Genomic DNA, 13,661 nt, shown 5'->3' on the forward strand with positions numbered 1-13,661 from the left:
ACGGCACCCTGCACGTCAGCCGGGGGTGGAGGCGGGCCCGGGGGCTCGACGCGAAGCTCCCCTGTAGATTCGTCGTAGTACACGGGCCCGGGTTCCCCACCTGCAATCTCCTTTGCCCTCTCTTTGGGGTCGTAGTCGAACTCGACTATGCTCTGCCCCTCCATCGGCACTGGGGCAGTGTCTTCGTCCCCAAAGAACATGAGAAGCTGACCTGTAGAGTCGTCCCTTAGCGCGTAGTACAACGCCCCTCCCTTAACTTATATCTGCGAGCATGAAGAACGCCCTTACGTCGCAGCCGGTATCGTCCTGGTTTTTTAGGTAGAGGTTCGAGTCGTCGACGCGCCAGATGACACCCTTCACCGTGGAAGTCCCGATGGCGCAACCGTACCAGCTCGATGAGTTATTCGGCCTCATCTGCACTATCGTTATGAGGGGCGCGGAGGGCATCCCGTGCGGCACCCTCACAAAACTCCCCATGTTGGCTCCAAGACCGGTCACCGTGGTTCCCCACACCGAGAGCTTCGTCCGGCGGCTGATTACGAAAGAGTCCGTGTCGAAGTTGATGCTGTTGGTGACGACCCCGAGCGTGTCTCCGTTTACGTTCACCCCAGCGCTTATCGCCACCTTGCCGTAGCCGCCGTTGTTGGACGTCAAAAGCAGCGATGCCGTCGAGTTTGCATTCGGGTTTTGGCCCCCGGTGTCGGCGATGAGGGATATCCTGCCCTCTTTGGCCCCGCCCGATACGCCTGAAGACCACAGCGAAAGCCCCCTCACCTGTGCGTCATTTGAGCTGTAGAAGTGGATGGCGCTCCAGGGGTTTGGCGCAGGCAAGTTTGAGTCTGGGGTTATCTTTGAAGAGCGGTTGCTCGTCGGCGGGTCGTTGTAGGAGGAGATATTGGCCATCTCGACACCGCTATTTGTTAGCGCGGCCCCGCCTGCGCTTATCGTGCCGCCCTGGGTGGATATGTTGCCGCCGGCGGTGATGTTGAGGTTAGCCGAGATGTTCCCTGCCGTTATCTTCGAGGCCGAGAGGTCGCTGACCTTGGCGTTTGTGATGGCGGCGTCTGCTATGTGAGCCGTGTTTATGACCGCCGTGTCTATCTGGGCGCTCCCGATGGCGGCGTCGGCTATGAGCGCCCGGTTGATGGTGCCGTTTGCGATGATGGCGCGGCCTGCTGCCACGGTCCACGCGGCGAGAAGGTTGGCCCCAACGATGTTCTGAAATCCCTCGTAGCCCGGGGAGGCGGCCGTAGCGTTCTGGAGCACGGCCATAACCGCGTTCACGAGCTTTGCGGGGTCAGTTATCGAGGAGAGCTTGTCCTGCGGTATCTGCGGCAGGTTCGAGGCGGCGAGGACGCCGTTTATCTGGGATGCGGCAACCTGGGCCTCGGCCGATATCTGGTCGGCCACGCTCTGGTTTACCGTGACCGAGACCGGAGCCGAGAAGGCGCTCCTGCGTCTCCAGTGGTCCACGAAGGCCACCGCCACCTGCCACTGCCCGGGCGCAAGGTCGGTAAACGAGGTGCCATAGACGCCGCTCTTTTGCGTGCTCGCCGCGCCGTTTGGGTCCGTGAGCCTTATTACCGCAGACTCCACGTAGTCTGAGGCGGGAGGGTCGTCCCACTGCACGAAGAGCGAGCGCATGCCCCCTATGGCCGTGACGTTCTGTGGCGGGGCGGGGGGTATCCCGTCGTCGACGAAGAGGTCTGCGTTCTCTATGGTCTCTGTGACCTGCTGGACGCTCTGGGTTATCTGCTCTGTCCTTACTCGCGCGCGCGACTTGGAGTAGCCACGCTCAAAGACAGGCTTTTGGGTTGCTATGTCCTCTACGAGAGAGCGGAGCTCTTTTACGGCCTGGCGGTTTACTCTTACCATCAGCTCGAAGACCCCACGTAGTTGCCGCAGAAGTAGTTGGCCGCCGTGCTGGCGGTGAGCGCCGCCGCCGCGCCAGAATTCTGGTATACAAAGACCTCGAAGTAGTCGGTCGTGCCGTTGGCGTAGGCAGTCACGCTGCCCCAGCCCGCCGCGTTGCTCCCCCCGCCGGCGTTCGACTGCCCCATCCTTTTATACTCCTGGCCGTTCTTGTAGAGCGATATCAAGACGCGGCTTCCGGCCCCGACGGCCGTCCCGGCGAACTCACACATCGCGCTGAAGTTGTAGTAGCCAGCCCGCTGCGGGGTAAAGCCACTCTGGGATGCTCCCGTGCCGGCTACCGCCCAGCCGTTCGTGGAGTACTCCAGCGTATTGAACGAGAGCTTCGTCCAGGTGGCGTTGGGGATGGACTGGCCCAGGTTGCTGGAGAGCATGAAGGTGCCAACGGCCGGGATCGCCCCGTAGCGGGCGGTGGGGATCAGGCCACTGCCGTCCAGCTCGCACACGCCGCCGGGCTGCCCCTTGGTCGACGAGGGCACCGCTCCGGTAATGCGGGGGTCGTTACCGGCAGCCGCCTGCTGCGCTCCGGTGCCGAGCGTACGCCTCGAGGGCACGTTTGGCGCGGCGTCTGAGGCGAGGGCAAGCTTGGACTCCGCTATCGCAGCACCCGAGGCGACGTCTGCGTCGGTGATGGCAAGCGGTGCCAGTTTGCTCTTGGCGATGGCGGCCCCTGAGGCGACGTCTGCGTTTGTGATGTTTAGCGGTGCGAGCTTCGACTTCTGTATACCTGCGTTCGCCGCGACCTTCGCGTCGGTGACGCTGCCATCAAGCGGTGTCCTCTGGTCGGAGAGCCTGCTGTCTGTGGTCTGCACGAACGAGGAGGCAGGGATCCCGTCGAGGAGGTCGGCGTCGAGCCCCGAGCCGGAGCCGTCCACGGTCTTTAGCGCCGCGAGGATGGCGGCAGGCTGTGTGGCCTGCTCCAGGCTAGAAAGACGGGCGTCAGCCTCGGTGAAGTTGTCGTTTATCTTGGGGTAGCTGTTCCTTAGTTCGTCGCTGCCGGTTATCGCACGCAAGAGGACTCCTTTGGCTATGCCTCATCCCAGGTGAGGTCGCCAAGCTCATCCCACTTAAGGCTCGAGGACCACAGGATGGGCTCGGGCTCGGGCGGGGGGCTGAGCCTGAAGATGCCGGTGGTGGCCTTAGGTTTGTACGTCTTCTCCACCGGCCTGCTGTCTATCAGGATGGCGGTGCCGCCTACGCTCATGGTGAGAGACCCGGAGTTGTCCCCGCCAAAAGTTATGTCGTCTTCCAAAAGCGCGACATAGGTCTCGTGGACGCCTTCCGCCTCCCGCTCCAGGTAGACCGAGTCGTAGAGGAGCAGGTCGGGGTTGAGCGCAATGTCCTGTAGGTGCCAGCTCCAGGCTACACGGGAGAGCCACATCGCCTCCTGCGCCGCCTTGTCGCCGGCCTGGGCATTTGTCCCAGGGTAGTCGGTCACCCAGAAGACGTGGTTCGGGGGCGGTTTCAGCAAGACACCCCGGTTGGCCACGGCCGCCTCCCGCCACACCGGGTAGGAGCCGTCGTCGGCGCGGCGCATGACGATGACCTTCGCGTAGAGGACGGCGTTTAGCGGCTCTATCGTGAAGTCCTCCTCCGATTGCACGTCGTCCGGGGTGTAGGTGGCCTTCGCGCGCCCCGTAGAGCCGGGCCTTGGGCGGGGCATGACGAGCCTGCGGTACTTCGGACGGTCTGAGAGCACGAAGTTCATCGCGTCGGTTATGGAGCTTGCTACCTCATACGGCGCCGTCTCGGCCGCTACTATGTCCTGGTCTATGACCTCCACGCGGCCGCCACGGACCTCGAGAAACCGGGGGTTTTGGTTGCTCCTTTCGCCGAGGTCGAGCATCACTTGCTCTACCGTCCAGCCCGAGTAGTCCACGTCTTCCATCATCGAGGCTGGCTCCCCCATCTCGGCGTAGGGTCCGTAGACGGTGGCCGTGTCAGTGCGGGAGAACGGGTTGCTCTTAGGCTCCTCTATCTTGCCGGTGAAGTACTCGACGTAGCTGTCAGGGTCTCCGTAGCCCACGAAGAGACGGCACATCTGGCCCTGGACCCTGGAGAGGGAGCCCCTTTGCACCTCTATCTCCATCGTCGATGAGCCCCCGGAGGCGGCGTAGGTGCCGGAGAAACTATTTACGAGGGGGGTGACGTCCTTTCCCCCTATCTCCATCCTGAAACCCGGCTTCGCGTCGCCTACGTGGGAGCGTCTTTTGGCCAGGTTGCCCTGTCTTGAAGCAAGCGTCTGCATGCTAGAAGTAGGTGACGACTACCAGCATGCCATCCCCTCCCTTTCCGCCAGCGCCGGAGGAGTACCCGTTGAGGGCCGCGCCACCTCCGCCTCCCCCGCCTCCGGGGTAGCCGCCTGCCCCTCCGTTGCCCCCGTTGGAGTTGATCGAGGAGCCTCCGCCACCGCCTCCAAAGGCCGCAGCAGGCCCCATGAGCGTCCTTATGGGGTATCCTGCAGTACCGGCGCTACCCCCGGCCGCACCACCCGCAGGGTTGCCGGAAGCCCAGAGACCGGCCGTCCCTCCTCCCGCACCACCGGCTGAGGCAGCGGGGGTCGTGTTTACCCCTCCACCTGCTCCTCCTCCGCCGCCTCCTGCGGCGTTAGATCCGGCCGCCCCCGCACCGCCGGAGGTGTTGGCGGCCCCGCCCGCTCCGTTTGCTATCTGGGTACCCGCTATGGTGGAGCCTCCAGCTCCGGAGGAGGTCGTGCCGCCCGAGCCTCCGTTACCTCCTATCGCCCGGAAGATACCCGTGGTTGAGGCGTTGCCGATAGAGGTGCCCCCGAACCAGGTGTGCCCGCCCGCGCTTCCATTGCTTCCGTTGGTGTCGTTCGTCGTCACGGCGGCACCCCCGGCTCCGCCAGCCCCGACCGAGAGCTGCTCTGTTGCGCCTAAAGAGGAGGCGGGTATCCTCACGTCGAAGACTCCCCCGGATGCTCCACCTCCTCCTCCGCAAGCCACGGTCCCGGAGGCGCTAACCCTCCCGGACCCGCCGCCGCCTCCCCCGGCGACCCCGATGATCTCCACTATCTTGGCGTTCTGCGGCATGGTCCAGGTGTAGTTCCCCGGTGTGGTGTATACGTCTATCTGGAGGGTCTTCGCCGCGTTTACGTCCGTGTAGGTCAGCGTCACCGCACCGGTGTAGTTGTTGACGCTCGTCACGCGGTCCTGCGAGTAGAGCTCCGTGAACATCCGGTTGACCTTGTCGAAGGCGAGACGGATCTTCTCGCCGGCTCCCCGAGTATTGTCGATGGGCTCAAGTGGCACCTTATTCCTCCCCTACCAGTCTGTCCGAGCCTGCCGTCACCACGTCCGAGCCTGCCAGAAGGGTGGGCGGGCCGTCGTCGAGCGTCGTCCTCTCCAGGACGTAGCCCTCGAGGCCGGATATCTCCAGCGGGTAGTAGCCCGGCTCATACACAGAGTCCCTCACCCACCTGCGGCGGTTCGTCTCTGGGAAGTCCGCGTCCCAGATGAGGATGCGCTGGCGCATGCCGAGATCTTCGACGATGACGGTTGAGGCGTGGGCCGGGTTCTCGGCGACCTGTTCTCCGAGGTCCTCGTAGAACTGCTCGACTCCCTCGTCGGTGAACATCTGCACGCCCCAGCCGGAGATGAGCCGCGCCTTCTCCCCGAAGGCGTTAACGCCGGGTTTGTTGGTCGCAGAGAGCGTCTGCGTGATTATCGGGGTGTTCTTCGCGGGGGGTAAGTCCACCGGCAAGGCCCCGCCCGGGTACTCCGAGCCGTCGGCCCGGCAGAGTACGCCGTATGGCCTGATGAAGTCGAGGAAGAGGTCGCGCAGCTCGGGGCTCTTCGTGGCATCCAGCGTCGTGAGCGTCGCCTTTATCATGAACCCCTCTCCCACGGGCACGTCCTCGAGCGAGTCGTACCACGGTGTCCAGGCCGGAGGAGAGCCGTCATCGGGCTCCATCTTCGGGCAGGAGGCATACTGCACGGTTATGTCTGTTATGCCGCCCTCCGTCTCGCCGATGTAGCCCGCCCGCCTGAAACGCGAGACGAGGTTGTAGCGAGCTAGCGAGGAGGTTGAAGGTATGGAGGGCACCCTGAGGTCGTAGGCCATGGTCAAAGACCCGGAGGTGGCGTTCTCGTTGGTGTAGGACGTCGGCCTGTCTCCGAGCTCGAGCTGCGGAGCCATGACTCGTATCAGGCCGTCGGCGCAGCCTCCATATCCGCCGAAGTTTATGTACGCAGCCCCCTCCGGCGTGGTGAAACTTACCCAGCGCCGGTGCCAGCCGCGCCTTCCGGTTATGCCGTCGGCGGGAGAGCTAACGCGCTTTATTACGTTACCCTCGGCGTCGTGGACAGTGAAACCGAGCGGCGAGGCCGGAGTGTTGACGCCGCGATACCAGAGGTAGAAGCTGAAGCAGTAGGTAGTGAGCTCCTGGACTGGCACGTGGTCGCAGAAGAAACCGTATCCGTTGTAGAGCGGTGTGCCGGGAGGCCCGTAGTACTCGAACATGCGGCCGGGTAGGTCTGTCCACGCCTCCGAGCCGTCGTCAGCGATGGTGATGTGGTCGTACTTGAAGACGGCCGTGGCATTCTGGCTGGTGAACGCATCGAGGCCGACTCTAACGTCGGTGGCCTGGAAGGTAGACCAGTCAAGGGAGCTCTGGTCGAAGACGAGACGCCTCTTGTTGTCCTGCTTGGCGAGGTATACCCTGAGGCGGCCGTTTGCGGTCCCAACGCCCGTGAGGTGTATCTCGACCTCTAGCTCGTCGTGGTTTCTTATGGCGCCGAGGATCCGGTTAGACATGGTGAGGCTGCCGTGCCTGTAGTTGGCGCGCACGTTCCCTAAGGAGTTTACGGAGATCCAGGCTATCCCCGCGCTATCTTGGGCGCTGCGCACCTGGTAGACCCTCACCTCTCCCGAGGAGGGCAGCTGCTCCATCTTCATCACGAAGACGTCGCTGCGGCGGGAGCGCAGCCCAGAGGCCTCCAGCGAGCGGTGGATGTAGGCGGGAGAGCCTGGGTTCGACAGGTTCGCACACCTTAAAGAGAGTGAGCCGAATATCGGCTTCACGGAGGAGAGCGAGACTCCTCCCACCACGTCCCAGTAGCTCCTGTCCAGTCCGTCGGTCTCGAAGTTTACGGGACCGAGCAGGATGTAGCTCTGGTTTTTCTGTGGCGAGTTGTGCCAGTCGTCCACCGCGACGCAGTAGCCAGACGGGGGGTAGTCATCCTCGGGGTCCTCGTCTTTTACCGGTGAGTTGGGCCACCTTTTGAGGTTGTGGACCAGCGCGCTCTTTATGCCGTGGTGGTCGTGGCGGCTGGTGAGGTTCCTCGCGCCAGAGACAGAGTCGGAGCCGATGTGCCGGATGACCTTCTGCAGGAAAGCGGCGTTAGCCGGCCAGACGATATCCACATTCGTGGAGCCGTCCCCCACGGTGCGCTCTATGACCTCGTCCCCTACGAAGTCTATGTCGTCTAGGACGTCGCGCCGTATCTCGTTGCCGAGGTTATCCAGCCACTTCAGCTGCGCCTGGACCAGGCCGGAGGTGCGCTCTTCGAGCGTGAGCCTCTGCCGGACCACTTTGTGCGGGCCGCGGACGTCTATGGGGTCGGACTGGTGCACGTCCTCGTCTGTGGTCTTGTTCGTGTGATCCTGGTGGTGGGCCTGACCGTCATGGATGTCGTGCTGGATACCGGTCGGACCGGCAGGGTCTTTCTTCCAGTGCTCCTCCCCTCCTGAGACGTCGAGCTTCTTCCAGGCAGGGTTTCGGACCTCGTTTGAGCCGGGAGGCCTGAAGACCTTTAGGGTGTGTGTTGCAGCTCCCGCCACACCGGGGACTTTCACCGTCACCGGGTCGGAGGGAGCGCTCTCGGTGTCCTCACCCGTCTTCTCTCCCTCTATCCCCCAGGTGAACCGGATGCGTTTCTTTCCGGGAGAGAGCGGAGCGCCTCCTACCAGCTCGTAGTTTGCCGTGCCGTCTGACGTATCGGAGAGCATGCCTTCGAGGTCTATCGTGGGGTCGGGGATGCCGGACTTATCCTCGGTATGCCTCTCGCCGCGGGGATACTGGTAGTCGCGGATTACAAGGCGGCTCCCCTCTTTTTTGCTCTCCATATACGCGGTGGTAAAGACATATGCGGCCTCGCCGCGCTCCAGGTCGCTCTTTCCCTTGTCGTTTGTGACGTAGACGACGGGCGCGTTACCGTTCGGGCCGTCCTTGTCGTAGCGCATGCAACACCGCCAGCCCAGAGTGCCCGTACTGAAGACATCCGGCCTTATCCTTATCGCCGCGTTCTCCAAGGGGTCGTCTATCTGGAGCCAACCGGTCATCTTCCCGCCCGCCGTGTAGCCGAACTCAGTTCTCTCCTCTATCCAGAACTGGTAGGCCCCCGGGCGGACCACCGTGCCCGCGTGGTGGACCCTCTTCACGTCCGGCTCGGGCAGCTCTCCGGGGCCCCCGCGGTAGGTGGTGTTCTCTACGTTCAACTTCGGTCCGCTCTTGTTCCAGGGCCCCCGCAGGGTCACCGAGTCAGGTATCCAGCGGCCCACACGCACGACCTTCTGCAACCTCATGTCCGTCCAGGAGTCCCCGGGCCTCCCCATGAGGATGCCTATGGCGGTAACCCCCGCTGGTACCTCGGAGGCGTCGGGCAGGGGGACTTTGAACCCCTGCCCGTCCTGCTCTATGGTTACCGGGTAAGGCTCGCAGGAGCGGGTGTGAAGCAAATCCTTGGGGGGAGCGCTCGGATCCCCCACGATGTAGGCAAGCGCGACAGGGTAGCGGCCCGCCCCATAGCCGACCATCTCCAGCTTGTGGAGCTCCACCAGGCCCGGCACGTCGTAGGCGTCAGGAGTCCCCGCGGAGGGGTAGCGGGGGTCGTTCTCGTTTACGAGAGTGCCGTCAGAGAGACGCTTCCAGTTGCGCGTGCGGTAGCCCGATACGTCAGGCCTCGCCACTTTTGCGTAGTCCGCCGGGTCAGGAGGGGGCCCTCCGTCTTCCGGAGGGTCGTCCACGACCTCGTAGTCATCTGAGAGGTCTATCATCCGCGTGCCCTGGCGCTGGAAACGCCTGTCGCCCGTCTCCCAGATGTACCACCACCAGCCGTCTGGCTGTGGCGCCGAGCCAAAACGCCAGAACCTGACCTCCCCCTCCTCGTCGGTTTCCATCCCGTCTGGGTTGGGGAAGAGGTTGCGGGACGAGAGCACGGCCGCCCCCTCGGGGTCGAGCATGAGGTTCTCCATGAGCCCCTGGACCTTGTCGAGTGCGCCCCGGCAGTGCCGAAGAGGCATCAGCCGATCCTCCCCTTCGTATGCCTTCTAGCCTCTTTGAGCGTCTGGACGATGACGTATCCCGTCTTCTCGTCGAAGAGGTCGCTATTGACGAGGTGCCCCACGGCGACGGCAAGGCGCCTTATCGTGTCGTCATCCAGCCTCTGTGAGTCTTTGGCGCTGCGCTCCACAGCCTCCCGCAGCCTCACTATCTCTTCCTTTAGTTCCTTTGTCCCGAGTGCCGTCTGCGCCGTCCTCTCCACGTGCGGGGAGTCGAGCGGCATAAATAGCTCGTTTCTATGCACCTCTGCTATGTGGTCGCGGCGGATGTAGCCTCCCCGCGCGTACCAGCCGGCGCTCTGTTCGTGTGCCCAGGCGCTGTTGGGGTTGCCGTACCTCTGGCGGATGTAGTCGATCATCCAGCCGATCTGAGGACCGGCGTGCGAGCCTCCCGTCGAGCGTCCCGCCGGGGGGAGCTTCGACTCAGGGAGAGCCTGCGGGATGCCGTAGGCGCCGGAGGAAGGGTTCCTGGCGAATCGGTTCCAGCCCGACTCGCGCATGGCGAGCCGGTCGAAGGCGCCCCACTGGGACGCCCAGCCCGCCGCGGAGACCATGCGGCGCCCCAATGCGCGGTTTTTGGCCGGGTCACCGCCTATGGCGTCCGAGCCGTAGTCGCCGCCGCCGGAGCCTATCTTCGACTCTATCCACCTCTTGATCTCGTCTGGGATCCTCTTGGCCGCCGCCCCGATGGCCCTTTCCATGACGTAGCGGCTGTGCAAGAGCGGGGAGAGCGTACGGTTTACAAAAGGAGCAACGAGCTTGCTCCACAGCCGCTCGAAGAGCGCCGCGAGCGGGTTGAAACCTCCTCCCCCACCTATATCCGCGAGGGAGACGTCAGAGCCAAGGTGCCAGATGTTGCCGTGGAAGTAGGGGTTGGAGGCGCCCCACGCCGGCCCTTGGTTGGACATGGTGTTGGTCCAGGTGTTGCCGTGAGGCCCTCCTGTCTCGGTGTTGGCGGCCCAGCCTTTGCCGGCTATTGTCATCGCGACGTGCCCGCCTCCGGGACCACCGTTTATGAAGCCGAAGGAGAGCTGCCCAGGGCCACGCTCCCAGCCGCGCCAGGGCATGTTCGCCGTCGAGCCGAGGCGTCCTGAGGGGTTGGGGTCGCCAAGTGCCCTCTTCATGACTAGCGCGGCCCAGCCGGAGCAGTCTACGCCGGGGGGTATGGAGCCGCCTCCCCAGACGTAGGGGCTTCCGTTCTTGGAGCGGGCCCACCTCCAGAGTGACTTCAGCTGCTCGTCGGAGAAGAGGCCGCCTGCGGCGTAGGCGGGGACCGGAGCGGTGACGTAGGTGCCGGGCCGCTCGCCGAACGGCCTTAGGAGACCGTTTCTCTTACCGTACTCGGCCCAGAGCCTTGCGTTTCTCTTTCTGCGGTTGCCTTTTCGCGACTCGGTCAGGATGTATTCGCGCTCTCCGGGGGCGAGGTCTTCGCCGACGAGGTAGGTTGCGTGCCGCACGTAGAGCGGCTTCTCCACCTTACCCCCTTCGGCGAAGGCAACGCCTGGCCGCGCAGGCTCAGAGCCACGCCGCGAGGAGCCATACTCCCTCATGCCGCCCTCGGCGTACTGTGGCATGCGCCACTTGATGGTCGGGAGGCCGACCTTGTCCAGGACCGAGTTTATGAGGCCCACGATGCGGTTCACCCAGCGGGCGATGAAGTCGTAGGCCGAGCGGATGGGCTTCCACATGGAGCCGCTTATCTTCCTGAAGAGCTCCCCTGTTGCGTGCCAGAGCCTCCCCCAGGTCTTCGTCAGGTCGCGGTAGAGGTCGTGCGCCCTGTTCGAGGCCCGGTGCAGAGCATCTGACATCCTGTCGCCGATGAGGGATGCTATGGCCGTGAACTTGTCCCTGGTGTCCCCCCTGGTCGAAGACCACCTCTTGGCCACGTCTTTGTAGAGCTGCCCCGCGCTCCTTACGGCGGAGTTTCGGGAGCGGGACATGCGGCTTGCTATGAGCGATGCTATGGCTGAGAACTTGTCCTTTGTGTCCCCCCTGGTCGAAGACCACCTCTTGGCGACTTCCTTCATGAGCGCTCCGGCCTGCTTGACCGCTGTAATGTGGCTGCGGGACATGCGGGAGGAGACGGAGTTATAGATTGCGCCAAAGTCCTTGGCCGTATGCGCCTTAAGGTCTCTCCAGCGTCTTTCGGCGCCACCGCGGAGGTTACCTGCCGCGATAAGAGCCCTGGTCGTAGCCTGGTTGAAGTTTTTGACTACGGAGTTTCTGGCGTCCTTGAAGGTGCGGGCGGTGGTGGAGGAGAACTGGTGCCACCTCTTTGCCACACCTACCCCGAAGTTTGCCGCGGCCTTAAGTGCCTGGCGGAAGGAGGAGATGAGCCAGTTGTGGACCGCCCGTCCGGCCCGGTTGGAGATGCGCAAGACGGCATTAAGGCCCCGGACGAAGAGACCGAAGGCCGCAGAGGAGACACGAAGGACAAACCAGATGGCCCTAAACGCCGCTCCGATGGCGCGCAGCGCCCCCACAATGGCGCGGCGATGCTTTACGCCGAAGGTGATCATGCCGTCAAAGAAGGTCACAGAGGCCCGCCCGAGAAGACGCATTATCTGCCAGCCCGTCTTGAAGATCCGGTTTAAGGTCCTCTGCCCTCTGGCACTTGAAGCGTAGCGGTCGAAGGAGCGCGCGAGGCGGTCTATCGAGCGGAACATCCTTCCCACGTAGGGCATGGCTATGGCGAACGCCTTCGTGAGCCCGCTCCCGAAGTGCCCTGCGGCCCTGAGCAGCACTCCAAACTGGCGGGGGGCGGCGTTGAGCACCTTCATGAGCGCCCCGGAGGTGGCCGGGCGGCGAAAGTCCGCCGCGATGGCCGAGAAGGCCCGCCTGGCTGTCACCGAGGCCCTGGCGGAGGCCCGGCCGAGGGCCGGCATGGCCCCCTTGGCGAGCCGGATGGCCTCGACTGCGACCGCACCGATGTTGCGCTGGAGGACCTTGTTGGAGCCGATGTATCTGTCGTAGGCCCTCTCTAGCGAGGAGAAGGCTGTTATGGTGCGACGCACGGCGGGAGGCTGGCTCTTTATGGTCTGGTTGAGCTCCTGCTGGGCACTCTTGGCCTGCTTGGAGTTCTTGCCGTAGGTCTCTACGGCCTGCGAGTACTTCTTCTGTGCCTTTATGACCTCCTGGACGTTCTTTATGAACGGCAGGGCGGCGAGGGCGAGCAGTCCGAAACCTGCTGTAACGGAGGTGAGCGCGCCCCCGAGAACACCAAGTGCGCCGACGAGCCCCGCTCCTGCCCCCCCTATGACGTTGGTGAGCCCCCCGAGCGCGGCGGCTGTGGCGAGAATGACACCGCCTCCTCCCACGAGCCCTCCGAGGACGCTCCCGAAGTCCGCGGCCGAGACGCCGAGCCTGCTAAAGAGCGCGGCTAAAGGACCAATCCTCCCTGCAAGAGAGAACGCCGCCCCCGAAAGGCGCGAGATGTTGCCTATGAGCCTCACCGGGAAGGCGAAGATGCGCGTGAATATCCCGCCCCTCGCCCCGTAGCGGGAGAGCGCCCTAAATCGCGGCCCCGAGAGGCTCGTCAACAGTGCCATCGCGCGCGCGAGGCGGGAGAGTCCCCCCCGGTCCACATCCACCTTCGCCTCTGCGGTGACACTCCTCGCCCCGAACCGGTCCAGCCTGGCGTTCGCAGCGGCGAGGGAGCGCTCGAGCGGGGCGGTGTTCGCCTCCACGCGCACCGAGGGCCTAATCGAGGAGACCCTCTGTGCCTGCCTCTCTACTTCCTTTAGGGAGGCTGTTGCGCTCGCCGTCTCGGCCGAGACAGACACGGAGACCCTCTTGCGGTCGAGGGCGTCGAGCTGCCTGCTAAGTCCCTTGAGCTCGGCAGAGAGCGAGGCTATGGCGCGCGAGGCGTTGTTTTTGGCGCTAAGTTCCGCTGAGAGCTTGTAGGTTGGCATCCGCTTGTTCCTCGCAAAAACAAAGGCCGCACTCGCGGCGGCAAAAGAAAACCCCCGCTCGGGGCGGGGGCCTTAGAGTCCTTTTCTAGACTTTTTTAACTTGAGGCGCTGCTCATGGCACTCTTGACGCTTCTCGTTATGTCTCTGACCGAGAGAATGAGGTAGCCATCCCGCTTTCGCATTATCTCTTTTGCGTCAGCCTCGGGGCTGTAGGCGAGGCGTACGTCGCGGGCGCTCTTGAAGTGGTAGCCAACACCCGTGAGCTGGGGGTTTATCTGGTTTTTTGTCTTGCCCTGAAACTGTATCGCCACCACGTCTGCGTCCGGATACTTCCTGGCAAGGTCCTTCGTTATCGCGGTGAGGCCGTCTTCGCCCTTCGCCTTCGTCGAGACGTATATCTGCTCCTCGGAGATACCGTGGACGCGGGCGAGGTGAGGTTTGGATATCACGTGGTAAGGGGGCACACTCTGCTCTTTTTGCCCAGTCTGCCCGCCGGAGCATGAGGCAAGTGCAAAC

At 63.7% G+C, this 13,661-nt stretch carries 7 protein-coding genes; all 7 read right to left on the reverse strand.

Features of this window, described 5'->3' with window-relative positions; all coding sequences use genetic code 11:
• Nucleotides 1–252 precede the first annotated feature (252 nt).
• The 7 genes from PJB24_RS10015 to PJB24_RS10045 all read right to left on the reverse strand — a co-directional run bounded on the left by PJB24_RS10015 (nucleotide 253) and on the right by PJB24_RS10045 (nucleotide 13,609).
• Entirely contained in the window at nucleotides 253–1,875 is a 1,623-nt protein-coding gene (locus PJB24_RS10015; protein WP_273845378.1) for a phage tail protein, read from the reverse strand.
• Nucleotides 1,875–2,945 (reverse strand): hypothetical protein, encoded by a 1,071-nt coding sequence (locus tag PJB24_RS10020; protein ID WP_273845380.1) that lies wholly within the window; start codon nucleotides 2,943–2,945, stop codon nucleotides 1,875–1,877. Before PJB24_RS10020 ends, PJB24_RS10015 begins: the two co-directional genes overlap by 1 nt.
• A 14-nt stretch (nucleotides 2,946–2,959) precedes the next feature.
• Nucleotides 2,960–4,102, reverse strand: a complete 1,143-nt coding sequence (locus tag PJB24_RS10025) for a hypothetical protein (RefSeq protein ID WP_273845381.1) — start codon at nucleotides 4,100–4,102, stop codon at nucleotides 2,960–2,962.
• A gap of 79 nt (nucleotides 4,103–4,181) precedes the next feature.
• The gene (locus PJB24_RS10030) at nucleotides 4,182–5,204 is read right to left on the reverse strand and encodes a glycine-rich domain-containing protein (protein WP_273845386.1); all 1,023 of its coding nucleotides are present in this window, start codon (nucleotides 5,202–5,204) and stop codon (nucleotides 4,182–4,184) included.
• Between the two features lies 1 nt (nucleotide 5,205).
• On the reverse strand, nucleotides 5,206–9,195 hold the full coding sequence (locus PJB24_RS10035; protein ID WP_273845387.1) for a phage head spike fiber domain-containing protein: 3,990 nt from the start codon (nucleotides 9,193–9,195) through the stop codon (nucleotides 5,206–5,208).
• Nucleotides 9,195–13,145 carry an aggregation-promoting factor C-terminal-like domain-containing protein gene (locus PJB24_RS10040; protein WP_273845389.1) on the reverse strand — a complete coding sequence of 1,317 codons (3,951 nt, stop codon included), beginning with the start codon at nucleotides 13,143–13,145 and terminating at the stop codon, nucleotides 9,195–9,197. Before PJB24_RS10040 ends, PJB24_RS10035 begins: the two co-directional genes overlap by 1 nt.
• Nucleotides 13,146–13,240: 95 nt before the next feature.
• Nucleotides 13,241–13,609 (reverse strand): hypothetical protein, encoded by a 369-nt coding sequence (locus PJB24_RS10045; RefSeq protein WP_273845391.1) that lies wholly within the window; start codon nucleotides 13,607–13,609, stop codon nucleotides 13,241–13,243.
• Nucleotides 13,610–13,661 lie beyond the last annotated feature (52 nt).

The organism is Rubrobacter calidifluminis (assembly GCF_028617075.1).
Classification (GTDB): domain Bacteria; phylum Actinomycetota; class Rubrobacteria; order Rubrobacterales; family Rubrobacteraceae; genus Rubrobacter_E; species Rubrobacter_E calidifluminis.

Bases quoted from the DNA above. Each gene is read 5' to 3' on its own strand.
- PJB24_RS10015 (WP_273845378.1), bottom strand. From the start codon at position 1,875: ATGGTAAGAGTAAACCGCCAGGCCGTAAAAGAGCTCCGCTCTCTCGTA.
- PJB24_RS10025 (WP_273845381.1), bottom strand. From the start codon at position 4,102: ATGGAGATAGGGGGAAAGGACGTCACCCCCCTCGTAAATAGTTTCTCC.
- PJB24_RS10035 (WP_273845387.1), bottom strand. From the start codon at position 9,195: ATGCCTCTTCGGCACTGCCGGGGCGCACTCGACAAGGTCCAGGGGCTC.
- PJB24_RS10040 (WP_273845389.1), bottom strand. From the start codon at position 13,145: ATGCCAACCTACAAGCTCTCAGCGGAACTTAGCGCCAAAAACAACGCC.